Annotated in this window: 22 protein-coding genes; 13 read left to right on the top strand and 9 right to left on the bottom strand. The window is 65.2% G+C overall.

Features of this window, described 5'->3' with window-relative positions; all coding sequences use genetic code 11:
• Window positions 1–16: 16 nt before the first annotated feature.
• Window positions 17–982: a Bug family tripartite tricarboxylate transporter substrate binding protein gene (locus tag P6U27_RS01935; protein ID WP_162500067.1), complete on the bottom strand. Its 966-nt coding sequence runs from the start codon at window positions 980–982 to the stop codon at window positions 17–19.
• 193 nt (window positions 983–1,175) lie between these two features.
• Between P6U27_RS01935 and proB the strand changes: the two genes are divergently transcribed.
• From proB to P6U27_RS01885, 10 genes are all read left to right on the top strand, one after another.
• Window positions 1,176–2,297, top strand: coding sequence for a glutamate 5-kinase (gene proB / locus P6U27_RS01930; protein ID WP_122400428.1), 1,122 nt, complete (start codon window positions 1,176–1,178; stop codon window positions 2,295–2,297).
• 238 nt (window positions 2,298–2,535) lie between these two features.
• A complete protein-coding gene (locus P6U27_RS01925) occupies window positions 2,536–3,843 on the top strand; it encodes a glutamate-5-semialdehyde dehydrogenase (protein ID WP_122400427.1) in 1,308 nt (435 codons plus the stop codon).
• A 20-nt stretch (window positions 3,844–3,863) separates the two neighbouring features.
• Window positions 3,864–4,508: a nicotinate-nucleotide adenylyltransferase gene (locus P6U27_RS01920; protein ID WP_162500066.1), complete on the top strand. Its 645-nt coding sequence runs from the start codon at window positions 3,864–3,866 to the stop codon at window positions 4,506–4,508.
• 199 nt (window positions 4,509–4,707) lie between these two features.
• Window positions 4,708–5,064 (top strand): ribosome silencing factor, encoded by a 357-nt coding sequence (gene rsfS / locus P6U27_RS01915; protein ID WP_092289999.1) that lies wholly within the window; start codon window positions 4,708–4,710, stop codon window positions 5,062–5,064.
• A 92-nt stretch (window positions 5,065–5,156) separates the two neighbouring features.
• Window positions 5,157–5,639: a 23S rRNA (pseudouridine(1915)-N(3))-methyltransferase RlmH gene (gene rlmH, locus P6U27_RS01910; protein ID WP_407193595.1), complete on the top strand. Its 483-nt coding sequence runs from the start codon at window positions 5,157–5,159 to the stop codon at window positions 5,637–5,639.
• Window positions 5,640–5,671: 32 nt separating this feature from the next.
• Window positions 5,672–7,006: a murein hydrolase activator EnvC gene (locus P6U27_RS01905; protein ID WP_122406325.1), complete on the top strand. Its 1,335-nt coding sequence runs from the start codon at window positions 5,672–5,674 to the stop codon at window positions 7,004–7,006.
• Window positions 7,003–8,361 carry a S41 family peptidase gene (locus P6U27_RS01900; RefSeq protein WP_122400425.1) on the top strand — a complete coding sequence of 453 codons (1,359 nt, stop codon included), beginning with the start codon at window positions 7,003–7,005 and terminating at the stop codon, window positions 8,359–8,361. The genes P6U27_RS01905 and P6U27_RS01900 overlap by 4 nt, the downstream gene beginning before the upstream one ends.
• A gap of 146 nt (window positions 8,362–8,507) precedes the next feature.
• A complete protein-coding gene (locus P6U27_RS01895; RefSeq protein ID WP_122400424.1) occupies window positions 8,508–9,719 on the top strand; it encodes a divergent polysaccharide deacetylase family protein in 1,212 nt (403 codons plus the stop codon).
• Between the two features lie 71 nt (window positions 9,720–9,790).
• Window positions 9,791–10,297 carry an RNA pyrophosphohydrolase gene (locus tag P6U27_RS01890; protein WP_407193594.1) on the top strand — a complete coding sequence of 169 codons (507 nt, stop codon included), beginning with the start codon at window positions 9,791–9,793 and terminating at the stop codon, window positions 10,295–10,297.
• Between the two features lie 107 nt (window positions 10,298–10,404).
• Window positions 10,405–10,905, top strand: a complete 501-nt coding sequence (locus P6U27_RS01885) for an RNA pyrophosphohydrolase (protein ID WP_122406324.1) — start codon at window positions 10,405–10,407, stop codon at window positions 10,903–10,905.
• Window positions 10,906–11,080: 175 nt separating this feature from the next.
• On the opposite strand, the gene P6U27_RS01880 is transcribed toward P6U27_RS01885, so the two are convergent.
• The 6 genes from P6U27_RS01880 to P6U27_RS01855 form a co-directional block, all read right to left on the bottom strand.
• Window positions 11,081–12,730, bottom strand: a complete 1,650-nt coding sequence (locus tag P6U27_RS01880) for an adenylate/guanylate cyclase domain-containing protein (RefSeq protein WP_407193593.1) — start codon at window positions 12,728–12,730, stop codon at window positions 11,081–11,083.
• A 161-nt stretch (window positions 12,731–12,891) separates the two neighbouring features.
• Window positions 12,892–13,299 (bottom strand): F0F1 ATP synthase subunit epsilon, encoded by a 408-nt coding sequence (locus tag P6U27_RS01875; RefSeq protein ID WP_122400421.1) that lies wholly within the window; start codon window positions 13,297–13,299, stop codon window positions 12,892–12,894.
• 112 nt (window positions 13,300–13,411) lie between these two features.
• The gene (atpD, locus tag P6U27_RS01870) at window positions 13,412–14,854 is read right to left on the bottom strand and encodes a F0F1 ATP synthase subunit beta (protein ID WP_122400420.1); all 1,443 of its coding nucleotides are present in this window, start codon (window positions 14,852–14,854) and stop codon (window positions 13,412–13,414) included.
• Window positions 14,855–14,888: 34 nt separating this feature from the next.
• Window positions 14,889–15,764, bottom strand: coding sequence for a F0F1 ATP synthase subunit gamma (locus P6U27_RS01865; protein ID WP_122400419.1), 876 nt, complete (start codon window positions 15,762–15,764; stop codon window positions 14,889–14,891).
• Window positions 15,765–15,928: 164 nt separating this feature from the next.
• Window positions 15,929–17,458 (bottom strand): F0F1 ATP synthase subunit alpha, encoded by a 1,530-nt coding sequence (gene atpA, locus P6U27_RS01860; RefSeq protein ID WP_122400418.1) that lies wholly within the window; start codon window positions 17,456–17,458, stop codon window positions 15,929–15,931.
• Entirely contained in the window at window positions 17,458–18,018 is a 561-nt protein-coding gene (locus tag P6U27_RS01855; RefSeq protein WP_122400417.1) for a F0F1 ATP synthase subunit delta, read from the bottom strand. Before P6U27_RS01855 ends, atpA begins: the two co-directional genes overlap by 1 nt.
• 659 nt (window positions 18,019–18,677) lie before the next feature.
• Here P6U27_RS01855 and P6U27_RS01850 point away from each other — a divergent pair.
• Window positions 18,678–19,175 carry a septal ring lytic transglycosylase RlpA family protein gene (locus P6U27_RS01850; RefSeq protein WP_122400416.1) on the top strand — a complete coding sequence of 166 codons (498 nt, stop codon included), beginning with the start codon at window positions 18,678–18,680 and terminating at the stop codon, window positions 19,173–19,175.
• A 316-nt stretch (window positions 19,176–19,491) separates the two neighbouring features.
• Here P6U27_RS01850 and P6U27_RS01845 read toward each other — a convergent pair whose 3' ends face one another.
• Window positions 19,492–21,702: a primosomal protein N' gene (locus P6U27_RS01845; RefSeq protein WP_122400414.1), complete on the bottom strand. Its 2,211-nt coding sequence runs from the start codon at window positions 21,700–21,702 to the stop codon at window positions 19,492–19,494.
• Between the two features lie 121 nt (window positions 21,703–21,823).
• On the opposite strand from P6U27_RS01845, the gene P6U27_RS01840 reads away from it, so the two are divergent.
• Entirely contained in the window at window positions 21,824–22,789 is a 966-nt protein-coding gene (locus P6U27_RS01840) for a tyrosine recombinase XerC (protein ID WP_122400413.1), read from the top strand.
• 87 nt (window positions 22,790–22,876) lie between these two features.
• The gene (locus P6U27_RS01835; RefSeq protein ID WP_122400412.1) at window positions 22,877–23,467 is read left to right on the top strand and encodes a DUF4337 domain-containing protein; all 591 of its coding nucleotides are present in this window, start codon (window positions 22,877–22,879) and stop codon (window positions 23,465–23,467) included.
• A 177-nt stretch (window positions 23,468–23,644) separates the two neighbouring features.
• Here P6U27_RS01835 and P6U27_RS01830 read toward each other — a convergent pair whose 3' ends face one another.
• A complete protein-coding gene (locus P6U27_RS01830) occupies window positions 23,645–24,175 on the bottom strand; it encodes a hypothetical protein (RefSeq protein ID WP_122400411.1) in 531 nt (176 codons plus the stop codon).
• Window position 24,176: the final 1 nt, after the last annotated feature.

Below are 24,176 nucleotides of genomic sequence, written 5' to 3'. Positions count from 1 at the left end.
GGAGTGTGAGCGAGGCCTAATTCTCGATCTTGTATCCAGTCGCCTTCACGATCGGCTGCCAGAACGCCGTATTCGCGGCGAGCTCCTTCGACAGCCCGTCCGCATTGCTGCCGACCGGAATGAGCCCGATCGCCGTCAGCTTCTCCTTCACCTCGGGCTTGGCGAGCGCCGCGCTTGCCGCAGCGCCGAGCTTGGCGGCGAAATCCGGCGGGCTGCCGGCCGGAAGCCACATGCCGTACCAGGCATCGGCAACGAGATCGATGCCGCTCTCCTTCAGAGTGGGCACCTCAGGCGCAAAGGGCGAGCGGGCCGCGCTCGCGACCACGATGATCTTCACGCCCTTGGCGCGATGTTGCGGCAGCGCGTCGGCCAACGTGGTGATGCCGAAAGCAATGTGGCCGCCGACGAGGTCGTTGAGGATCGGGGCGCTGCCGCGATAGGGCACGCGGGTCAGGGGAATGCCGAGATCCTTCTCCAGCTTGGAACCCATGAAATGCGGAATGGTGCCGTTGCTCGGCACCCCGAACGAGGTCCTGTCCGGATGCGCCTTGAGCCAAGTCACAAAGCTCTTGAGATCGGTGGCATCGACCGCCGGGTTGATCACCAGCGCAAATTCGAACCGCGCCAGCAGCGACACCGGCATGAAATCCTTCGACGTGTCGAAGCTCGGTGTCGTCTCCACCATCGGCAGCAGGTACATGGTCGGCCCCGTCGTCACCAGCACCATGCTGCCGTCCGGGCTTGCGCCCTTCACCGCCTTGATGCCGATCAGGCCGTCACCACCGGTGCGGTTCTCGACCACGATGGTCCGTTGCAGCACCGGGGCCATCTCCTGTGCGATGAGCCGGCACAGCGTGTCGCCGCCGGCTCCGGCCGCGAAGGGGAAGATGATCTTGCTCAGCCCGGCCTGCGCTTGCGCCCCGCCCGCCTGCGCTAGGAGCGGCAGCCCCAAGCATCCGGTGATGAATTTGCGGCGGTTCATAGGTTTGCTCTCCGGCCCCGTTTTTTTGGTTGCCCGCATTAGAACCGGAACGGCGTCCAAGACAAGGCCGCCTTCGGCCGTTTACCATCTCGGCGCCTTGCGCCGGCCATCGTCATGCTGCAAAAGCAGGCCTCACCGGCGCCGCTCTCTCCGCTCCGCCGTTTCCAATGCAGAGCAGATCTCCAAGCGCGCCATGGCCAGCCCCGAACTCAGTCAATTCCGCCGCATCGTCGTCAAGGTCGGCTCGGCGCTGCTGGTCGATTCCGACAAGGGCGAGGTGCGGGCGTCCTGGCTCGCCGCGCTCGCCGATGACATGGCCAAGCTGCACAAGGAAGGGCGCGACGTCCTCGTCGTCTCCTCCGGCTCGATCGCGCTCGGCCGCAGCCGGCTGAAATTGCCGCGCGGCCCGCTGAAGCTCGAGGAGAGCCAGGCCGCTGCCGCAGTCGGCCAGATCACGCTGGCGCGGATCTGGTCGGAGGTGCTCGGGGCCCACGGCATCGACGCCGGCCAGATCCTGGTCACGCTGCAGGATACCGAGGAGCGCCGCCGCTATCTCAATGCCCGCTCCACCATCGGCAAGCTGCTGGAGTGGCGTGCGATCCCCGTGATCAACGAGAACGACACGGTCGCCACTACCGAGATCCGCTATGGCGACAATGACCGCCTCGCCGCGCGCGTTGCCACCATGGCGAGCGCCGACCTGCTCGTGCTGCTGTCCGACATCGACGGGCTCTACGACGCCCCGCCGAAGAACAACCCGAACGCCAAACTGATTCCCGTCGTCGACAGCATATCCTCGGAGATCGAGGCTGTGGCGGGGGATGCCGAGTCCGAGCTGTCGCGCGGCGGCATGCGCACCAAGGTCGAGGCGGCCAAGATCGCGACGACAGGCGGCACCCACATGCTGATCGCCTCCGGCAAGATCGAGCATCCCTTGCAGGCGATCGCCGATGGCGGCCGCTGCACCTGGTTCCTCACGCCCGCCAATCCCATCACCTCGCGAAAACGCTGGATCGCGGGCACGCTGGAGCCGAAGGGCACGCTGACCATCGACGCCGGCGCGGTGACCGCGCTGCGCGCCGGCGCCAGCCTGCTGCCGGCTGGCGTGATCAAGGTCGAGGGCCAATTCGCCCGGGGCGATGCCGTGATCGTGCGCGGCCCCGACAGCAGCGAGGTCGGCCGCGGCCTGATCGCCTATGACGCTGACGATGCCGAGCGGATCAAAGGGCGCTCCTCCCCTGACGTGATGACCATCCTCGGCATCAGCGGCCGCGCGGAGATGATCCACCGGGATGATCTGGTGGTGGGCGGGTAAGGACCTTTGCTTCGTCATTCCGGGATGGTCCGAGGGACCAGACCTCAGGTGCGCAATTGCGCACCGGGGAGTCTCGAGATTCCGGGTTCGGTGCTGACGCACCGCCCCGGAATGACGTCGGGCTGGGTCATTGACCTGGTCGGAACGCCGCCGCCCGAAGCCCTGCCATACCCTCCCCGCCCTTCGCAAAAGCGGGATTTCCGTGCTAGGACACTGCCTTAGCAGAAGGTTTGACCCCATGGCCGCCCCCCTCAAAGCCGTTGACGGCAATGCCGATCGGACTGGCGATCTCTTGGCGCTGATGTCCGATCTCGCCACCAAAGCCCGCGCTGCCGCGCGCGTGCTGGCGCTGGCGCCGCCGGAGCAGAAGAACCGGGCGCTCGAAGCCATGGAACGGGCGATCCGGGCGAACTCCGCGGCGATCCTTGCTGCCAATGCCGAGGACGTCGCGGAGGCCCGCGCCTCCGCCAATGCGACCTCCGCCTTCATCGACCGCCTGACGCTGACGCCGGCGCGGGTCGAAGGGATGGCCGAGGGCATCGGCATCGTGCGCGGCATTGCCGATCCGATCGGCGTCGTCACGGAGAGCTGGCAGCGGCCGAACGGCATGACCATCGAGCGCGTACGGGTGCCGCTCGGCGTCGTCGGCGTGATCTTCGAGAGCCGTCCGAACGTGGCGGCGGATGCCGGCGTGCTGTGCCTGAAGTCGGGCAATGCCGTGATCCTGCGCGGCGGCTCGGACAGTTTCCGCTCCTGCCGCGCGATCCATGATTGCCTGGTGCAGGGCCTGCGCGAAGCCGGCCTGCCTGAAGCTGCGATCACGCTGGTGCCGACGCGCGACCGCGCGGCGGTCGGCATGATGCTGTCAGGGTTGAACGGGGCCATCGACGTGATCGTGCCGCGCGGCGGCAAGAGCCTCGTCGCGCGCGTCGAACAGGAAGCGCGCGTGCCTGTGTTCGCGCATCTCGAAGGCGTCAACCACGTCTATGTCGATGCCAGCGCCGACCTCGCCATGGCGAAGTCGATCGTGCTCAATGCCAAGATGCGGCGCACCGGCGTCTGCGGCGCGGCCGAGACGCTGCTGGTCGATCGCGCCGCTGCTGCATCGAGCCTGAAGCCGCTGGTCGAGATGCTGCTCGATGCCGGCTGCGAAGTGCGCGGCGACGACGCCGTGCAGAAAGCGGATGCGCGCGTCAAGCCTGCAAACGACGAGGATTGGGACACCGAATATCTCGACGCGATCATCGCGGCGAAGGTGGTGGACGGCGTCGACGGTGCGATCGCGCATATCCAGAACCACGGCTCGCATCACACCGATGCCATCGTGAGCGCCGACGAGCGTGCGGCGAAGAAATTCCTCAGCGAGGTCGATTCCGCGATCGTGCTGCACAACGCCTCGACGCAGTTCGCCGATGGCGGCGAGTTCGGTTTCGGCGCCGAGATCGGCATCGCCACCGGCCGCTTCCATGCCCGCGGCCCGGTCGGCGCCGAGCAGTTGACGAGCTTCAAATATCGCGTTCACGGCACAGGGCAAACGCGGCCGTAAGCAAGGTTGCAGGGCGGGCATTGAGCAACAATTTCGTCGTGCCGCGTTTTGTGGCGCAAGCAGTCCCTCCCCATGCGGAGGGTATGCGCATTGGCCTGCTCGGCGGCTCGTTCAATCCGCCGCATCAGGCGCATCGCGCGATCAGCCGGTTCGCGCTCAAGCGATTGCAGCTCGATCGCATTTGGTGGCTGGTCACGCCTGGCAATCCGCTCAAGGAGAACGGCAATCTGCACGAGCTCGGCGCGCGCATGCAGGCGGCGCGCGACGTCGCCAACGATCCGCGCATCGAGGTGAGCTGTCTCGAATCCGTCATTCGCACCCGCTATACTATCGACACGATCAACACCTTGCGCCGCCGTTTCCCTGGCTTGCGCTTCGTCTGGATCATGGGCGCCGACAATCTCGCTCAATTCCATCGTTGGCAGGACTGGCGGCGCATCGCCGCCCAGGTGCCGATGGCAGTGATCGATCGTCCGCCACAGAGCTTTCGCGCCCTCAGCTCGCCCGCCGCCCAGGCGCTATCGCGCTACCGTCTGCCCGAGCACAAGGCGGCCCTGCTTGCAGATCGGCCGGCGCCGGCCTGGGTATTCCTGACCGGATTGAAGCTGAATCTCTCCTCGACGGGCTTACGGAACCCGGACGGGAGCTGGAAAGGTACGAAGTGAGACGAAAAGTGTGCGGGCTGGGAGCTCTCTGGCATATTGAAACCCTTAACCCCACATGATGTAGTGTAGCCAGTGAGCGCCGGATTCGGCGTTCGCGATACAGTGAAAGGAATGGTCCCTGACCGCATCTGTATTGTCCAAGCCTGTTTTACCCAAGGTTGCCAAGCCTGCGCGTAAAACATCGACCAAAGCTGTGGCCTTGAAGGCGCAACCCGACGCCGACAAGACGCTGAGCCTGATCCTCTCCCGCCTCGAGGACATGAAGGCGGAAGAGACGGTCACCATCGACCTTCGCGGCAAATCGGCGTATTCCGACTACATGATCGTCACCACCGGCCGGGTGAACCGGCACGTCGGCGCGATCGCGGAGAACGTGACGAAGAGCCTCAAGGAAACCGGCATCAAGAACATCCATGTCGAGGGCTTGCCCAATTGCGACTGGGTGCTGATCGATTCCGGCGACGTGATCGTGCACGTGTTCAGACCCGAGGTCCGCGAGTTCTACAATCTCGAGCGATTGTACACGCAGGGCCCAGGGGCGGCGAAGGCGATCTAGGCTCATTGAGCCGATTTCGAATCGGCTGACGCGCATGCTAGCGTCGTGCGCGCGCTCGTTGCGCGCGGTCTTGTCAACGCGACTCTGAAATCATGCGTGTTGCTGTCATTGCGGTGGGCCGACTGAAGCAGGGCCCCGAACGGGAGCTTGCCGACCGCTATTTCGAGCGGTTCGAGGAGGCCGGCCGCAAGCTTGGATTCCGCGAGCTCAGCATCCACGAAATTGCCGAAAGCCGCGCACGCGATGCGGCGACACGGATGGCCGAAGAGGCCACGGCGATCTCGGCGCATATTCCGGAAAAGTCGATCCTGGTGGCACTGGACGAACGCGGCCAGAATCTCGACTCCACCGTATTCGCACGGCATCTGGCGCGCTGGCGTGACGAAGGCGCCGGACATACCATCTTCTTGATCGGAGGGGCGGACGGACTTTCGCCCGAATTGCGCCGTAAGGCCAAGCTTGCGATCGCGTTCGGCTCTGCGACCTGGCCGCACCAAATGGTCCGCGTCATGCTTCTGGAACAGCTTTATCGGGCCGCCACCATCCTGGCCGGCCATCCCTATCACCGCGCGTGATGTGCGCCACAACGAGCACCTTTGCCGACACGATGCGAGCGCCGCTCCTCAACCTGCTGCTGATCACTGGCGTTGCCGGTGCAAGCTTCGCGCAAGCTCAAACGGCGACGCCCCCACAAACCGCGGCGGTCTCGCCCGATGCGATCAAGCAGCGCGAGCAGGAGCTGGAAGCCGCGCGCGCGAGACAGAAGAGCGCGGAGGAAGCGCAAGCCAAGCTCAAGGCCGAGATCACCGCGCTCGGCCAGGATCGCACCCAGCTCAATCAGCAGCTGATCGAGACGGCCGCCAATGTGCGCACGCTGGAAAGCAGGATCGACGAGGCCGAGGCGCGGCTGCGCGCGCTGAACGGCCGCGAGCAGCAGATGCGCGCTTCGCTCGATTCGCGCCGTGCCGACATCGTCGAGGTGCTGGCGGCCTTGCAGCGCGCCGGCCGGCGCACGCCGCCCGCGCTGCTGGTGCGGCCCGAAGATGCGCTGCAGTCATTGCGCACGGCGATGCTGCTCGGCGCCGTTGTCCCGGAATTGCGCAGCCGCGCCGAGAAAATCGCGGGCGAGCTCGGCGAGCTCGTGACCTTGCGCAAGACCATCGCCACCGAGCGCGACCAGCTCGCCTCCGACCGCGACAAGGTCCGCAACGACCAGACCCGGCTCACCGCTTTGGTCGACGAGCGGCAGCGCCAGCAGGCGGCGCGTGAGAAGGACTTGGACGCCGAGAATTCGCGCGCCCTCGCGCTGTCAAAGCAGGTCGGCGATCTCCAGGGGCTGATCGCCAAGATGGAGCAGGACCTGCAAAGCGCCGCCAAGGCGGCCGAGAAGGCGGCCGAGGCTGCAAAGCAGGCCGAAGCCAAGGCGGCTGCCAGCGCCAATACCAGTGCCAAGTCCGGTCCGGGCGCTTTCAAGGATAAATCCCGCACCACCCCAGCGATCGCCTTCGCGTCGGCCAAGGGCCTCCTGCCGCTTCCGGTTAACGGTAACAAGATCAGGGATTTTGGCGGTTCCGACGGCGTCGGCGGGGTCCAGAAGGGCATTTCGTTGGCGACCAAGCCCGGCTCCCAGGTCACGACGCCGTGCGATGGCTGGGTTGTGTACGCCGGCCCGTTCCGCAGCTATGGACAACTCTTGATCCTCAATGCCGGGGGCGGGTATCATGTCCTGATCGCCGGGATGGAGCGCATTTCGGTCAACATCGGACAGTTTGTGCTCACGGGGGAGCCGGTCGCGACCATGGGGTCGACCTCTCAAGTCGCCTCCATTCTCGCCACGAACGCGAGTCAACCTGTGCTGTATGTCGAGTTCCGTAAAGACGGTACTCCAATCGATCCAGGCCCATGGTGGGCCGCAAATGAAGGCGAGAAGGTTCGCGGATGATGCGCAAGACTTCAGTAATCCTCCTCAGCGCGGCTACCGGCGCGGCGCTGACGCTGTTCGTGACCCAGCCGCGCGCGGTCTTCATGGGCTCCAGCGCAAGGGCCGCGACCGCGGACACCTATCGCCAGCTCAATCTGTTCGGTGACGTCTTCGAGCGCGTGCGCTCCGATTATGTCGAGAAGCCCGACGACACCAAGCTGATCGAATCCGCCATCAGCGGCATGCTCACCGGCCTCGATCCGCATTCGAGCTACATGGACGCCAAGAGTTTCCGCGACATGCAGGTGCAGACCCGCGGCGAGTTCGGCGGCCTCGGTATCGAGGTCACGATGGAAGACGGCCTGATCAAGGTGGTCTCGCCGATCGACGACACGCCCGCTTCGCGCGCCGGCATCATGGCCAACGACATCATCACCAATCTCGACGACGAGGCGGTGCAGGGCCTGACCCTGAACCAGGCGGTCGAGAAGATGCGCGGTCCGGTCAACACCAAGATCAAGCTCAAGATCATCCGCAAGGGCCAGGACAATCCCATCGACGTCACCCTGGTGCGCGACAACATCCGCGTCCGCTCGGTGCGCGCGCGCGTCGAGCAGGATGACATCGCCTACATCCGCATCACCACCTTCAACGAGCAGACCACCGAAGGCCTGAAGCGCGAGATCGGCAATCTCTCGAATCAGATCGGCGACAAGCTGAAGGGCTACATCATCGACCTCCGCAACAATCCGGGCGGCCTGCTCGAGGAAGCGGTCACCGTCTCCGACTCGTTCCTGGAGAAGGGCGAGATCGTCTCGACCCGCGGCCGCAATGCCGAGGAGACCCAGCGCCGCACCGCGCATGCGGGCGACCTGACCAAGGGCAAGCCCGTCATCGTGCTGATCAATGGCGGCTCGGCCTCGGCGTCGGAAATCGTCGCCGGCGCGCTGCAGGACCACAAGCGCGCGACCATCGTCGGCACGCGCTCGTTCGGCAAGGGCTCGGTGCAGACCATCATCCCGCTCGGCTCGGGCAACGGTGCGCTGCGGCTGACCACCGCGCGCTACTACACGCCGTCGGGCAAGTCGATCCAGGCCAAGGGCATCGTCCCGGACATCGAGGTGCTGCAGGACGTGCCGGACGAGCTGAAGTCGCGCACCGACACCAAGGGCGAGGCTTCGCTGCGCGGCCATCTGAAGAACGATGGCGACGAGAAGACCGGCTCGCAGTCCTACGTCCCGCCGGATGCCAAGGACGACAAGGCGCTCAAGCTTGCCGGCGACCTGCTCCACGGCATCAAGAACAGCGCCTCTGCCGCACCGACGCCGGGCGGCGACAACAAGGCCGCGACCGACAAGCCCAAAGCGGCGAACTAAGTCGGCGCCACGCGCGATCTCACGACAAGGGCGGCTTCTTGAAGCCGCCCTTTTTGCTGGGAACTCCCGTCGTCCCCGGCCTCTCCCGGCCTGCCGCCGCTTGACCCCGCCGTGGTATCGTCGGGATGAGTGATTCGGGATCGTGCATGACTGAAACGGCCGATGATCTGAGCGCGCCGCTCGGACAGGACAAGCCGCGCCGGAAACGCCGGCTGCGGCTGCCGTTCACCGCCATGCAGCTGCTGGCCGTCCTGCTCGGCCTGTTCCTCGTCACCTTTGCCGGCTTCGCCATCTTCAACAAGGATCCGCTCGGCGGCGAGCCGGTGACGCGAATCGCGATCAGCGAGCCCAGGACGATCGACAAGGCCACGGACGAGAGACCGGCCAGCCAGGAGAGCAAGCGGGACACCAAGGAAACGCCGAAGCAGGCCGCCTCCGGTGAGCAGAAGACCATCACCATGATCGACGGCTCCACCGGCGCCCGCCACGACGTGGTGATCGGCGCTGGCGATGCTGCGGAGAAGGACGAGGCAGCCTCCGCCCCGCCGTCCGTGATGGCCGGGATCAATCCGAAGCTGCTGGAGAAATCACGTTACGGCATGATCCCGGTGATCGCCGACGGGCTGAAGCCGTTCAACGTCTATGCGGCAGACGCCGACCGCGCCAGGGCCGCCAAAATGCCGGTGGTCGCGATCGTGATCGGCGGCCTCGGAGTCGGCGCCGCCAAGACCCTGGATGCCATCATGAAGCTACCGCCGGCGGTGACGCTGGCCTTCACGCCTTACGGCGCCGACCCCGGCAAGCTCGCCGAACGGGCTCGCGCGCAGCGCCACGAGATCTTCCTGCAGATCCCGATGGAGCCCTACGACTTCCCCGACAACGATCCGGGGCCGCAGACGCTGCTGACCTCGCTCAGCGCCGACCAGAACATGGATCGCCTGTACTGGCACCTCAGCCGGATGCAGGGCTATGCGGGCCTCACCAATTTCATGGGCGCCCGCTTCATCGCGACTGAGCCCGCGATGCAGCCGATCATCCGCGAGGCGGCCAAGCGCGGCCTCGGCTTCTTCGACGACGGCTCCTCGCCCCGCAGCATCGCACCCCAGGCCGCGGCGAACCAAGCAATACCGTTCGGCAAGGGCGACATCGCGATCGACGCGGTGCCGACCCCGGCCGAGATCGACCGCGCCCTGAACAAGCTCGAATCGACGGCGCGCGAGCGCGGCATCGCTGTCGGCACGGCCTCCGCCCTGCCCGTCTCGATCGAGCGCATCGGCGCCTGGACCAGGACATTGGGCGACCGAGGTATCCTTTTGGTGCCATTGACAACCGCGATGCTGAAATCAAAATCCAGCTAAATCAACGAATTGGCGGCACGGGTCCCGCGGGACCGGCATGCCCACCAAGTGCAGGCAAGAGGTCTGGCGGAATGGCGCGTTACGAGGATCTGCCCTACCGGACCTGTGTCGGTGTGATGCTGATCAATCCAAAGGGACTGGTGTTCATCGGCCGCCGCGCCGGCGGCATCGAGCATGTCGACGACACCCATGTCTGGCAGATGCCGCAAGGCGGTGTCGACCCCGGCGAGGACACCTGGGAGGCCGCCAAGCGCGAGCTCTATGAGGAGACCAGTGTACGCTCGGTGGAGCGGCTCGGCGAAATCCCGGACTGGCTCACTTACGACATTCCACGCACGGTCGCCGGGCGCGCCTGGAAAGGCCGCTACCGCGGTCAGCGCCAGAAATGGTATGCGGTTCGCTTCACCGGCAAGGACAGCGAGATCGACGTCGAGAATCCCGGCGGCGGCGGCCACAAGGCGGAGTTCGTGAGCTGGCGCTGGGAGCCGATGAAGAATCTGACCGGGCTGATCATCCCGTTCAAGCGCCCGGTCTATGAGCGCGTGGTGCAGGAATTTTCCGCGCTGGCGGAGCAATAGTCTCTATTGTCGTCCCGGGGCGATGCGAAGCATCGAACCCGGGACCTCGAGATGCCGGGTTCGATGCTTCGCATCGCCCTGGAATGACGAAGAGAGACACTTTGCAAGTGACCAACGACAAACCTTACCGCCCCAACGTCGGGATCGCCCTGTTCAATACCGATGGCCGCGTCCTGATCGGCCACCGCTTCAAGGGCGACGGGCCCGAGATCATCCTGCCCGGCCTCGACTGGCAGATGCCCCAGGGCGGCGTCGACGAGGGCGAGAACCTGCGCGATGCAGCGATGCGCGAACTCTGGGAGGAGACCAACGTCGCGAGCGCCGACTATCTCGGCGAGACCGACTGGTTCACCTACGAATTCCCGCCTTACGACGGACCGCAGACGCATCGCCTCGCAAAGTTTCGCGGCCAGCGCCAAAAATGGTTCGCGCTGCGCTTCACCGGCCGCGACGACGAGATCGACCCGCTGACACCGCGCAACGGCCAGCCCGCGGAGTTCGACGCCTGGCGCTGGGAGCGCCTCGACCGCGTCGCCGACATCGTGGTGCCGTTCCGCCGTGAGGTCTACCGCGCGGTGGCGCGAGAGTTTGCGGCGTTCGCAAACTGAAACTGCGAAAACAACCCCATGCACAGTAGAGATGGGGTTGAAATCATGAGAGAAATTTCGGCGGAGATTTGCGTGTGAGGGCACCGCTCGCTCCGTTCCCTTCCCGACCCCACAAGGGAGGGGAACACACCTTCATCGGAGCGTTAATCGAGCCCAATCGGAGCAAGTACTAAATTTAATTGATTGGTCCCACCGTGAACGGGCCGATGGCGATGACGTGGCAATCGCTGTCGCGCTTGGCGCAATCGGCGAGGGCTGTGTTGACGGCGGTCTGCTCGTCGGCGGCCTTCAGGCCGAGACCGGGGCGGCCTGCGGTGCCGACGGCGACGGCGTTCCAGCCCATGACGTCGGTGAGCTTGCGTACGACTTCGCCGCGCGCCTCTGCCACGATCGAGGCGCTGGAGGCGGCATGGAAGAAGCCGGTGATCCTGAACAAGGTCGGGATCGGCACGACGAAATTGTCGTCGATCGCGACGACCAGGCAGGCAACGCCGGCAATCGCGCCACACGATTCCAGGGAGCGCCGCGCCGCGTCCTCGTCGGATGATGCGCCCAGCACCATGAAATATTGCCCGCCCGGGCCGAGTGCGACCGAGCGGGATTTCGCCGCCGGCACGAACATGTTCTCGAGCCGGACTTTCCCGGCGTCGCGCACCATCGGAAAATCCTTCGACACGAACGGCCGCTCGACCATCGCATCGTGCCGCACCCAAGGCTGCGGCGGCATTGGCGGCTTGCCGTGCGTGTAGACGACGTTATTGCCGACCGCATAGAGCTCGCAGCGCCGCGGCGATTGCGCCGCATCGGCGCGCTTCTGGCACTGCTCGAGCGCCATGCTGCGTGCGGCCTCCTCGTTCGGCTGGTTCAACGCCGAGCCGGTGGAGCCGCCGACATTGAGCGCGAAGGCCTTGTAGTCGCCGGCCGCGGAATAATCCCCCGCCAGGAAGTTGCGGACGCGCTCGTTGATGAAGGGCACGTTGTCGGCTGCAAACTTGCCGACCACGGGCGAGGCGGATGGTGATGGCATCGGAGCCATCGCGGCGGCGGCGTTCGGTGACGCCACCGGCGCCTTTGCGACCTCGGTCGGCGCCGGGCTCGTCGCCGCTGCATTGGCGGACGGCACGGCGCTTGTCGGGGCCGGCGGCGCTGCCACACGCGCGGTCTGCTTGAGCTTGGCGTTGTAGAGGAAGCCGGTGACGACGATCCCGACGATCGAGACCACGGCGACGACCAGCGGCCACATCCAAACCGGCGCGGCGGCCACCTTGGAGGCCGCCTTCTTCATTTGCGGCTTGGCATAGCTCCCGTCCTCGCGCCGCATTGCCACCATGTAGGCGTGCACCGGCGTCGGGATGTTCTTGACCTCCTGCGCGCCGATATCGGCGAACTGCACCGACAGCTTGTTGGCAACCTGCTCATGCACCGCGCGGGAGACGCAGATGCCGCCAACCTCGGCGAGTCCCTCCAGCCGCGCCGCGATGTTGACGCCGTCGCCGAGGAGGTCGCCATCGCGCTCGACCACGTCTCCGATGGTGATGCCGATGCGAAACGACATCTGCCGGCTCGGCGGATAGGCCATGTTGCGGGTCCGCAAGCTTTCCTGGATGTCGATCGCACAGCGCACGGCATCGACCGCGCTCGGAAATTCCGCGAGCACGGCATCGCCCGCCGTGTTGAAGATGCGCCCGCCGGCCTTGGCGATGAAATCGTCGACGACCTCGCGATAGGAGGCGAGACGCCGCAGCGTCTCCTCTTCGTCTTCCGCGACCAGCCTCGAATAGCCGGCAATATCGGCCGCGAAAATCGCTGCGATCTTGCGTTTCATCTGCCACCGGCCCCCGGAACAATCCGCGAGGCAGAATGCCGCCATCAGCGACGCGGTGCAACAAAGTTTCAGCGCCCGCCACGGTGGTGACGAGCGCTGAGCCTGTTGAAGGGTGCCTTTGCAGGAATGTCTGTTCGAGCCCCGGAGCGGTGCCCCGGGGCTTAGTGCATAGCCGTGGAGCTGAGCTGCTGCTGGATGCTCTTGAAGTGGTCGAGCCGCGCAATGGCCTGATCGAGCTCGCTGCCTTCGTGCTCTTTCAGATTCTCTTCCATCTCCGCGATCGTCTCGGCGAACTGGGCACGGTCGAGCTCGGCCAGTGACGTCGCGACGTCGGCGAGCACGGTCAGGCCCCTGTCGGAGACTTCGGCGAGACCGCCGAGCACGATGATCTTTTCGTGGCGGCCAGCCGTGGTCACGGTGAGAATGCCCGGCCGGATCGCAGCCACGACCGGCGCATGTCCCGCCAGCACGCCGAAATCACCCTCGATGCCGGGGATGTCGACCTGGTCGACCTCACCCGAGAAGGCGAGCTTTTCCGGAGAGACGAGATCGAAGTGGAAGGTGGCCATGGGTTATCCGTTTTTCCGCTTGCCACCCGCGGGCTCGACCCGCGGGTCCATCCATCAAAAATCTCTTTGATGGATCGCCGGGTCAAGCCCGGCGATGACGAGATGAGAAGGCTTAGGCCGCTTCCGCCGCCAGCTTCTTGCCCTTCTCGACGGCTTCTTCGATGGTGCCGACCATGTAGAAGGCAGCTTCCGGCAGGTGATCGTACTTGCCTTCGACCAGGCCCTTGAAGCCCTTGATGGTGTCGGCGAGCTCGACGAACTTGCCCGGCGAGCCCGTGAAGATTTCGGCGACGTGGAACGGCTGCGACAGGAAGCGCTCGATCTTGCGGGCGCGGGCCACCGTCAGCTTGTCCTCTTCCGAAAGCTCGTCCATGCCGAGAATGGCGATGATGTCCTGGAGCGACTTGTAGCGCTGCAGCACCTGCTGGACCTGACGGGCGACGGCGTAGTGCTCCTCGCCGACGACCAGCGGCGAGAGCATGCGCGAGGTCGAGTCGAGCGGGTCCACCGCCGGATAGATGCCCTTTTCCGAGATCGCGCGCGACAGCACCGTGGTGGCGTCCAAGTGCGCGAACGAGGTGGCGGGCGCCGGGTCGGTCAAGTCGTCGGCCGGCACGTAGATGGCCTGCACCGAGGTGATCGAACCCTTCTGCGTGGTGGTGATGCGCTCCTGCAGCGCGCCCATGTCGGTCGCGAGCGTCGGCTGATAACCCACCGCCGAAGGAATACGGCCGAGCAGCGCCGACACTTCCGAACCGGCTTGCGTGAAGCGGAAGATGTTGTCGACGAAGAACAGCACGTCCTGGCCCTGGTCGCGGAAGTGCTCGGCGACGGTCAGACCGGTCAGGCCGACGCGGGCGCGGGCGCCCGGCGGCTCGTTCATCTGGCCGAACACCAGCGCACACTTCGACTTCACGCTGGGATCCGGATTCTTCGGATCGGCGTTGACCTTGGACTCGATGAACTCGTGATAGAGGTCATTGCCCTCGCGGGTACGCTCGCCGACGCCGGCGAACACGGAATAACCGCCGTGCGCCTTCGCGACGTTGTTGATCAGCTCCTGAATCAGCACGGTCTTGCCGACGCCGGCGCCGCCGAACAGGCCGATCTTGCCGCCCTTGGCGTAAGGCGCGAGCAGGTCGACGACCTTGATGCCGGTGACGAGAATTTCGGCTTCGGTCGACTGGTCGGTGTAGGTCGGCGCTTCCTGGTGAATCGCGCGGGTGCCTTCCGACTTGATCGGACCGGCCTCGTCGATCGGCTCGCCGATGACGTTCATGATGCGGCCCAGCGTACCATCACCCACGGGAACCGAGATCGGCTGACCCGTGTCGGTCACTTCCTGACCGCGCACCAGACCTTCGGTGGCGTCCATCGCGATCGTACGGACGGTCGACTCGCCGAGATGCTGCGCGACTTCCAGCACCAGGCGGTTGTTGCCGTTCTTGGTCTCCAGCGAGTTGAGAATGGCCGGCAGGTGGCCTTCGAACTGCACGTCGACGACGGCGCCCATGACCTGGGTAACGCGACCGATCTGTGTGGCTGCTGTAGCCATTTACTGTCTCCTTCGATCCGAATTTCGTGTCCGGTCAGACTGCTTCTGCGCCGGAGATGATTTCGATGAGTTCCTTAGTGATCTGGGCCTGACGCGTGCGGTTGTAGACCAGCGTCTGCTTGCGGATCATCTCGCCGGCGTTGCGGGTGGCGTTGTCCATCGCCGACATCTGCGCACCGTAGAACGAAGCGTTGTTCTCGAGCAGGGCGCGGAAGATCTGCACCGCGAGATTGCGCGGCAACAGGCGCGTGAGGATCTCGTCCTCCTCCGGCTCGTATTCGTAAGAGGTCGCGCTGCCGTTCGCACCGCCTTCCTCGACAACCAGCGGAATGATCTGCTGGGCGGTCGGGACCTGTGCGATCACCGACTTGAATTGCGCGTAGAACAGCGTGCAGACGTCGAACTCGCCGGCGTCGAAACGGGCCAGCACCTTCTTGGCGATGTCCTCGGCGTTGACGAAGCCGAGCTGGCGCACGCTGCGCAGATCGAGATGCTCGACGATCTGCTTGTCGAACTGGCGGCGGAGCTGCTCGTAGCCCTTGCGGCCGACGCAGAAGAACTTCACTTCCTTGCCCTGCGCGGCCAGCGCCAAAGCGCGCTCGCGGGCCAGACGCACGATGGAGGAGTTGAAGGCGCCGGACAGGCCCCGCTCGCCGGTGCAGACCAGCAGCAGGTGCACCTGGTCCCTGCCGGTGCCGGCCAGCAGCTTGGGCGCGCCGGGCGAGCCCGCCGCGGCGCTGGCGATGTTGGAGATCACCGCGCTCATCTTGTTGGCATAGGGACGCGCCGCTTCCGCCGCGGTCTGCGCACGGCGCAGCTTCGAGGCCGCGACCATCTGCATGGCCTTGGTGATCTTTTGCGTCGCCTTCGTGGAGGCGATGCGGACGCGCATGTCTTTAAGTGACGCCATTCTTCGTTCACCCCGGCGGTTCGATCTCTCGGATCAAGCCGCTAGCCTACCCCAATCGTCATGCCCGGGCTCGCCCCGGGCATCCACGTACCGCCTCACACGTCGATAGCCGGTACATCAAATGCGAAGACGCGCTTCGCGCTTTTGCCCGGCCATGATGCCGCTTAAGCGAAGCTCTTCGCAAAGCCGTCGACCGCCGACTTCAGCTTGGCAGCGGTGTCGTCGGAGAGATCGCGGCTGTCGCGAATCGCGGTGAGGATGTCGGCGTGCTTGCCGCGCAGCAGCGAGAGCAGGCCGTCCTCGAACGCGCGCACCTTATTGAGCGGGAGCGGATCGAGATAGCCGTTGGTGCCGGCCCAGATCACGCAAACCTGCTCTTCCATCTTCAGCGGCGAGAACTGCGGCTGCTTCAGGAGCTCGGTCAGGCGCGAACCGCGGTTGAGCAGGCGCTGGGTCGAGGCGTCCAAGTCGGAGCCGAACTGCGCGAAGGCCGCCATTTCGCGGTACTGCGCGAGCTCGCCCTTGATCTTGCCGGCGACCTTCTTGGTGGCCTTGGTCTGCGCCGAGGAGCCGACGCGCGACACCGACAGACCGACGTTCACGGCGGGACGGATGCCTTGGAAGAACAGGTCGGTTTCCAGGAAGATCTGGCCGTCGGTGATCGAGATGACGTTGGTCGGGATGTAGGCCGACACGTCGTTGGCCTGGGTTTCGATGACCGGCAGCGCCGTCAGCGAGCCCGAGCCCATGTCCTTGTTCAGCTTCGCCGCGCGCTCGAGCAGGCGGGAGTGCAGATAGAACACGTCGCCCGGATAGGCTTCGCGCCCGGGCGGACGGCGCAGCAGCAGCGACATCTGGCGATAGGCGACGGCCTGCTTGGACAGGTCGTCATAGATGATGACCGCGTGCATGCCGTTGTCGCGGAAGTACTCGCCCATGGTGCAGCCGGTGAACGGCGCGATGTACTGCATCGGCGCGGGATCGGACGCGGTGGCAGCGACGACGATCGAGTATTCGAGCGCACCCTGCTCCTCCAGCACCTTCACGAACTGAGCGACGGTGGAGCGCTTCTGGCCGACTGCGACGTAGACGCAGTAGAGCTTGATGTTCTCGTCCGGCTGCGCGTTCAGCGGCTTCTGGTTCAGGATGGTGTCGAGCGCGATCGCGGTCTTGCCGGTCTGGCGGTCGCCGATGATCAGCTCGCGCTGGCCGCGGCCGATCGGGATCAGGGCGTCGATCGCCTTGAGGCCGGTCGCCATCGGCTCGTTCACCGACTTGCGCGGAATGATGCCGGGCGCCTTGACGTCGACGCGCATGCGCTTCTCGGCCTGGATCGGGCCCTTGCCGTCGATCGGGTTGCCGAGCGCGTCGACGACGCGGCCGAGCAGGCCCTTGCCGACCGGCGCGTCCACGATGGCGCGGGTGCGCTTGACGGTCTGACCTTCCTTGATCTCGCGGTCGGCACCGAAAATAACGACACCGACGTTGTCGGTTTCGAGGTTCAGCGCCATGCCGCGGGTGCCGTTCTCGAACTCGACCATTTCACCGGCCTGGACGTTGTCCAGACCGTAGACGCGGGCGATACCGTCGCCGACGGACAGCACCTGTCCGACTTCGGAGACTTCAGCTTCCTGGCCGAAATTCTTGATCTGGTCCTTGAGGATCGCGGAAATTTCCGCGGCGCGGATGTCCATCAGCCTGCCTCTTTCATCGCGTGCTTGATCGAATTGAGTTTGGTGCGAAGCGAACCATCCACCATGCGGCTGCCGAGCTTGACGACGAGGCCACCGATGATCGAGGGATCGACTTTCACGTTCAGCGCGACATCCTTGCCGGTCACCGACTTCAGGGCAACCTTGAGGGCATCGAGATTCTTGTCCGAGAGCGCTTCGGCGACGGTGATGTCGGCCGTCGTCTCGCCCTTGAACTTGGCGACGAGAGCGCGATAGGCGCGAATGACGTCGGCCACCGCGAACAGGCGGCGGTTGGCGGTCAGCACCTTCAGGAAGTTGGCGGTGATGCCGGCGATACCGGCCTTGTCCAGCACGGCCGAGAGGGCCCGGGACTGGGCGTCCGCCGCGAACACCGGGCTGCGGACGAGACGCTTGAGATCGGCGCTCTCATTCAGCAGGGCATCGAATTTGTCGAGATCGGCTTTGACCTCGTCGACCACTTTCTGGTCGCGGGCCAGTTCAAACAAGGCCGTTGCATAACGGCCGGACACACCTGAAACGGACGTATCTTCTGCAGCCACAGACGCGCTCTTTATGCTGTCAAACTCGCAAGGGAAAAACCGTCGCCACAAAGCGGCGCCTAGCGATCCAAGCCCTTGGAATTCAAGCGGGACTTCGATTTTCGACCAGCACGGGAGGTGCCGGGCTCGTTAAAATCGCGGCTTTGCTAACATAGCAGGCGCGCAGGTGCAACATGACGCCAAATTAAAGGCATGAGGTTCTGTCGCCAGTTCGTCGCAGCCGGGGAGGCCTCGCGAGCGACGGCGACGAGTTGGCGCCGATGTCCTCCCACGTCGCGGAAAATGGGCGTGAGCCCGGTCGCGACCTCTCCATTGGTTCCTGCCGCCAGCGCATAGCGGCCATGAACACGGATCACTGAGGCGTGAATCCGGCCTCGCCAGTTCCACCCGCCGAATACTTACCGAATTCTAAATGGTCGCGCCGATGACTTGGCTTTACAGTAATCCCAAGTAATCAATAGGTTAATAAATCGTTAAAGCCGAAGAATATGGCACGTCGACCGAATATCGCGCGGCGGTAACAAGATATTTCATGACCAAACATCGCGGATTTACTGCCTAATTCACGCCGCATTAGGAATCGAAATGCCAACCCGCTCACAAACTGATGGGGGCTCCACTAGCCACATATGTGGCAATACTAGCTTAGGGACCGATAAATGCTGTCTTTGAAGACGCTGGGCTCTGTGACCCGGCCGCGCACGGCGATCGCTTTCGTTGCCGCAACTCTCCTCGTCGGTGGAACTGCCACCGAGGCTTCCGCCAAATCCAGGCATCACCGGCATCATCACCGCCACCACGCCCAAGCTGACACCAACGCGAGCTCCGATTGGCGGAATGCCAATGCGTCGATGACGCCGACCTCCGGCACCGGCCACAGCTTCTCCGGCATGGCCTCCTATTACGGCAACGAGTCCGGCAGCCGGACCGCCTCGGGTCAGCGCTTCAACCAGAACGCCTTGACCGCGGCGCACCGTTCACTGCCATTCGGCACCAAGCTGCGCGTCACCCATCGCGGCCAGAGCGTGATCGTCACCATCAACGACCGCGGTCCGTTCATTCGCGGCCGTGTCCTCGACCTCTCCACCGGCGCTGCCCGCGCCATCGGCCTCACCGGCGCCGGCGTCGGCCGCGTCACCGCGGAAGTCGTCTCCTAAGGCGTTCGCCTTACACGCGCAGTTTTCATCAGTTTGATGCGCGCCTGAAACAAGCCCGTGGTCTTGGGGGACCGCGGGCTTTTTGTTTGGCCACCGCCCCTCTCCCACGTCATTGCGAGCGAAGCGAAGCAATCCAGCATCTTTCCGCGGAAGGACTCCGGATTGCTTCGTCGCAAGGGCTCCTCGCAATGACGTGGAGAGAGTGTGCCTAAAGCATGATCCGGAAAAGTGCGAAGCGGTTTTCCGGAAAGATCATGCGTAAACAACAAGCTGAAGCGCGATGACGATTCATCCAAATCTCATCGCGCTTTAGCCCCTACAAAAAGCTCTGCGGATCGACGTCGACTTCGAGCTTTTGATTGCCTGTCGGCTTCGGGCAGACGGCGAGCCAGTTGCGCAAGTAGTCCGAGAGATCGAAACCGCGCGCCGATTTCACCAGGATGCGGAAGCGGTAGCGGCCCTTGATGACGGCGAGCGGGGCTTCGGCCGGGCCGAGCACCACGACGCGCTCGTCGCGGGGCGCGAGCGCGACGAGCTTGCGGCCGAGACCTTCGGCACTCGGGCGGTCGCCTGCGGAAATGATCAGGCTCGCGAGCCGGCCGAACGGCGGATAGAGCGTCTTCTCGCGCAGATCGATCTCGCTGTCGTAGAAGGCCTCGCGGTCGCAGGCGACGAGCGCCCGCATCACGGGATGATCGGGCTGATGAGTCTGCAGATAGCCGACGCCGCGGCCCTGCTCGCGACCGGCACGGCCGATCACCTGGTTGAGCAATTGCCAGGTCCGTTCCGCCGCGCGCGGATCGCCATTGGACAGACCGAGATCCGCATCGACCACGCCGACCAGATTGAGCCGCGGGAAGTTGTGACCCTTTGCCACGAGCTGCGTGCCGATGATGATATCGACGCGGCCCTCCGCGATTTCGGCAAGCTCGGAGCGCATCGTCTCGATCGAGGTGATGAGATCGCTCGACAGCACCATGGTGCGCGCTTCCGGGAACAACGCCGCCGCCTCCTCCTGCAGGCGCTCGACGCCGGGACCAATGGCGACCAGCGATTCCTCGGCCGAACAGTTCGGACAGAGATGCGGGCGCGGCATCGAGAAACCGCAATGGTGACAGACCAGGCGCTGGCGGAAGCGGTGATCGACCAGCCAGGCGTCGCAGATCGTGCAGGCGAAGCGATGGCCGCAGGCACGGCAGAGCGTCAGCGGCGCATAGCCGCGGCGGTTGAGGAACAAGAGCGCCTGCTCGCGCTTTTCGATCGCGGTCCTGATCTCGCCGGCAAGCCGCGGCGAGATGAAGCGGCCGCGCGCGGGCGGCTCGCGGCGCAGATCGATCGCCTCGATATGCGGCATGTGCTGGCCGCCGAAGCGCGAGGGCAGCGCGATGCGCTGATAGCGGTTCTTGCGCGCATTGACCTCGGACTCGACCGAGGGCGTCGCCGACGCCAGCACGACCGGGATTTTTGCGATGTGCCCGCGCACCACCGCCATGTCGCGGGCGTGATAGTGCACGCCATCGTCCTGCTTGTAGGCCTGGTCGTGCTCCTCGTCGACGACGATCAGGCCGAGATTGGCATAGGGGAGAAACAGCGCCGAGCGCGCGCCGACCACGACCGGCGCAGTCCCTGCGGAGATCGCCGCCCAATTGCGCGCGCGGGTGCGCGGCGTCAGTTCGGAGTGCCATTCGATCGGCCGCACGCCAAAACGCTGCGCAAAGCGATCGAGAAACTGTCCGGTCAGCGCGATCTCCGGCATCAGGATCAGCGATTGCCTGCCACGACGGATCGTCTCGGCCACCGCCTCGAAATAGACCTCCGTCTTGCCGGAGCCGGTGACGCCGTCGAGCAGCGCGACGTGGAAGGTGCCGTTGGCCGCCAGCGCGCGCATCGTGTCGACCGCGGCGCGCTGCAGCGGCGTGAAATCCGGCCGGCCGAATTCCGGATCGGGCGCCGGCGGCGGCGGAGGCGGCGGCATCGGCTCCACCGTGAGCGTGCCTTCGTCGACGAGGCCGTCGATCACGCCCGAGGAGACGCCGGCTTCCTTGGCCGCCTCGGACTTGCCGTGCAGCAGGCGGTCCGACAGCAGCGCGATCACCCGCTGCCGCGCCGGCGTCAGCCGCTTCGGGGGATCGCCGACCAAGCGTACACCGGCGCGCGCCCGCTCAGGACCGAGATTCTCGCCCATGCGCAGGCACATGCGCAGCACCATGCCGCGCGGGCTCAGCGTGTAATTGGCGACCCAGTCGACCATCTGGCGCAGCTCGGGCTTGAGCGGCGGGATATCGAGCTTTTCGCCGACCTCCTTGAGGCGATTGTGCAGGCGTGGATCCGGGTTGGCGTTTTCGCCCCAGACCACGGCCAGGACCTCGCGAGGCCCAAGCGGCACACTGAGGAGATCGCCCGCCTTCAGCTCCATGCCGCGCGGCACTTTGTAGGAATAGGTCTGGTCGAGCGCGACCGGCACCAGCACGTCGACCATGCGGGTCGCGTTGGCGGGGGCGGTGCTGCTGCGCGAGGTGTGATCCATCAACAGTCTTTGGAGGGAGAATCGGAACCCGGAGTGCGAGGCTAGCGCCGCGGGGCGACCTTAGCGAACAGTAAACTGGTGTGATGCGATATACTGCGCGGAATCACCACGTCCAGAGCGCATGAGCAAAGCGGCCGCCCCAAACATCGAGCTCGCCAGCGCCGATCCCTCGATCACGCAGGAGATGGCGCGCTGGCTGTCGCATCTCGGCGCCGAGCGGCGACTGTCGCCGAAGACGCTGGAGGCCTATGGCCGCGACTTGCGGCAGTGCCTGGATTTCCTCTGTGCCCATTGGGGCGAGCGGGTCACGCTCGAACGGTTCGCGGCGCTCGAAGCCACCGATATCCGCGCCTTCATGGCGATGCGCCGGGCGGACGACATTGCCGGCCGGAGCCTGATGCGCGCGCTCGCGGGGCTGCGTTCGTTTGGACGTTTTCTGGAGCGCGAGGGCAAAGGCAAGGTCGGCGCATTGTCGGCCATCCGCGCGCCAAAAGTCGCAAAAAGCCTGCCGAAGCCACTGCCGATGGCATCGGCAAAGCGTCTTGCCGACGCCGACGAGCGCGCCGGCGAGGAACGCGAGAGCTGGATTCTCGCGCGCGATGCCGCCGTGATGGCGCTGCTCTATGGCTCGGGCCTGCGCATCTCCGAAGCGCTCGGCCTGAAGCGCCGCGAGGTGCCGCGGCCCGGCGAAGGCGACGTGCTGGTCGTGACAGGCAAGGGCAACAAGACCCGCATGGTGCCGGTGCTGCAGAACGTGCTCGAGCTGGTGCAGGAGTACGTCGCGATGTGCCCGTATTCGCTGCCCGCGGAAGGGCCGATCTTCGTCGGCGCGCGCGGCGGGCCGCTCAGCCCGCGCATCATCCAGCTCGCGATGGAGCGGCTGCGTGGCGCGCTGGGACTTCCCGACAGCGCCACACCGCACGCACTGCGCCACTCCTTCGCCACGCATCTGCTGTCGCGCGGCGGCGACCTCCGCGCCATCCAGGAATTGCTCGGCCACTCCTCGCTCTCGACCACGCAGGTCTACACCGGCATCGATTCCGAGCGGCTGCTGGAAGTCTATGCCAGCGCGCATCCGCGGCGGTGAATCCTGACATCAAGCTGTCATCCCGCGCATGCCTCTTGCGCGGCACCCGCGGTTGGGTCAATCGTGCGGAACCAGACAGGAGGACATATGAGCGCACATGAAAGCATGGAGCATGCCGAGCACGCCGAGCACGCGTCCGGCTCGAACAAGAAGATCGCCCTTCTGATCGCCGTGCTGGCGCTGTTCCTTGCGATCTCGGAGACGCTCGGCAAGGGCGCCCAGACCGAATCGATCAGCAAGAACGTCGAGGCCGCCAATCTCTGGGCATTCTTCCAGGCCAAGAGCATCCGCCGCACCGTCGTGCAGACCGCGGCCGAGCAGGGCAAGCTGACGCTCGCCGGCACCGGCGATGACGCGCTGAAGGCGTCGGTACAGAAACAGGTCGAGGACTGGACCAAGACCGCGCAGCGCTACCGCTCCGAGCCCGAGACCGGCGAAGGCACCGAGCAGCTCGCCGAGAAGGCCAAGCATGCCGAGCACGAGCGCGACGAGGCGACCGCGAAGTACCATCACTTCGAGCTGGCGTCGGCGGCCTTCCAGATCGGCATCGTGCTGGCGTCGGCGACCATCATCACCGGCATGTTCGCGCTCGCCTATGTCAGCGGCGTGCTGACGCTCGCCGGCCTGATCATGACCGCGCTCGGCCTGTGGTGGCCGCATCTGTTGCATTTGCATTAAGGGGTGTGTGGCGTGCGGTTTGACGCCACACAGACAGTGTCATGCCCCGGCTTGACCGGGGCATCCAGTACGCTGCGGCTTCTCGGTTCTCATCTCTCTCTCTCTGTCTCTGGAATACTGGATCGCGCCGGGCGATGACAGCGAGTATGTGGCGAACAGCGAATATGTGACAGAGAGCTAGCGCGCCTGGTGCACGCTCTTGCGAAAACGCTGGATCAGGCGCAGCGTGCGGGAAGACCAGCCCTCGCCATCGCCGGCGATCAGCTGACGGATGCGGCGCTTGATCGGGTCGACCAGCTCAGCGGCCCTGGCGCGCACCTTCAGAACCAGATCATAGATCCGCTCGAACCAGTGCATCTCCAAAAGCTTGTCGCGCGTCACGTCGAACACGAAGGCGGTGACGCCGACGCCAACCATCTTCGCGAAAACGATCGTGAACACTGCGCTGGTCCAGTATTCGTGCGCCAGCAGCCACAGGCCGACCAGCTTGAGCGGAAACAGCGGGATGATGGGGACCGCGAACACGATCAGCGTCATGGCCGGCGACAGCGCATCGACGCGCTCCGTCAGCCATTGCTTGAACCGCGCGAGCGGGATGGCTGCGACGACCCGCGCGACGATCGGCTCGAGATGGTCCCACAGCCAGGCTTCGATCAGGAAGACGATCGCAAGCAGGACCCAGACCGGTTGAAGGAGGCGGCGCAGCATA

The sequence above is a fragment of the Bradyrhizobium sp. STM 3566 genome, from assembly GCF_045571445.1.
Classification (GTDB): Bacteria; Pseudomonadota; Alphaproteobacteria; order Rhizobiales; family Xanthobacteraceae; genus Bradyrhizobium; species Bradyrhizobium vignae.
Note: the sequence above shows the minus strand (reverse complement) of the source record. Positions and strands in the feature narration are given on the sequence as shown.

Coding starts and splice junctions, on each gene's coding strand:
- P6U27_RS01905 (WP_122406325.1), top strand. CDS start 5,672: ATGCGAGCGCCGCTCCTCAACCTGCTGCTGATCACTGGCGTTGCCGGT.
- proB (WP_122400428.1), top strand. CDS start 1,176: ATGGCCAGCCCCGAACTCAGTCAATTCCGCCGCATCGTCGTCAAGGTC.
- P6U27_RS01850 (WP_122400416.1), top strand. CDS start 18,678: ATGCTGTCTTTGAAGACGCTGGGCTCTGTGACCCGGCCGCGCACGGCG.
- rlmH (WP_407193595.1), top strand. CDS start 5,157: ATGCGTGTTGCTGTCATTGCGGTGGGCCGACTGAAGCAGGGCCCCGAA.
- P6U27_RS01890 (WP_407193594.1), top strand. CDS start 9,791: ATGGCGCGTTACGAGGATCTGCCCTACCGGACCTGTGTCGGTGTGATG.
- P6U27_RS01845 (WP_122400414.1), bottom strand. CDS start 21,702: ATGGATCACACCTCGCGCAGCAGCACCGCCCCCGCCAACGCGACCCGC.
- P6U27_RS01880 (WP_407193593.1), bottom strand. CDS start 12,730: ATGAAACGCAAGATCGCAGCGATTTTCGCGGCCGATATTGCCGGCTAT.
- P6U27_RS01830 (WP_122400411.1), bottom strand. CDS start 24,175: ATGCTGCGCCGCCTCCTTCAACCGGTCTGGGTCCTGCTTGCGATCGTC.
- atpA (WP_122400418.1), bottom strand. CDS start 17,458: ATGGACATCCGCGCCGCGGAAATTTCCGCGATCCTCAAGGACCAGATC.
- P6U27_RS01835 (WP_122400412.1), top strand. CDS start 22,877: ATGAGCGCACATGAAAGCATGGAGCATGCCGAGCACGCCGAGCACGCG.
- P6U27_RS01895 (WP_122400424.1), top strand. CDS start 8,508: ATGACTGAAACGGCCGATGATCTGAGCGCGCCGCTCGGACAGGACAAG.
- P6U27_RS01900 (WP_122400425.1), top strand. CDS start 7,003: ATGATGCGCAAGACTTCAGTAATCCTCCTCAGCGCGGCTACCGGCGCG.
- atpD (WP_122400420.1), bottom strand. CDS start 14,854: ATGGCTACAGCAGCCACACAGATCGGTCGCGTTACCCAGGTCATGGGC.
- P6U27_RS01840 (WP_122400413.1), top strand. CDS start 21,824: ATGAGCAAAGCGGCCGCCCCAAACATCGAGCTCGCCAGCGCCGATCCC.
- P6U27_RS01925 (WP_122400427.1), top strand. CDS start 2,536: ATGGCCGCCCCCCTCAAAGCCGTTGACGGCAATGCCGATCGGACTGGC.
- P6U27_RS01865 (WP_122400419.1), bottom strand. CDS start 15,764: ATGGCGTCACTTAAAGACATGCGCGTCCGCATCGCCTCCACGAAGGCG.
- P6U27_RS01935 (WP_162500067.1), bottom strand. CDS start 982: ATGAACCGCCGCAAATTCATCACCGGATGCTTGGGGCTGCCGCTCCTA.
- P6U27_RS01875 (WP_122400421.1), bottom strand. CDS start 13,299: ATGGCCACCTTCCACTTCGATCTCGTCTCTCCGGAAAAGCTCGCCTTC.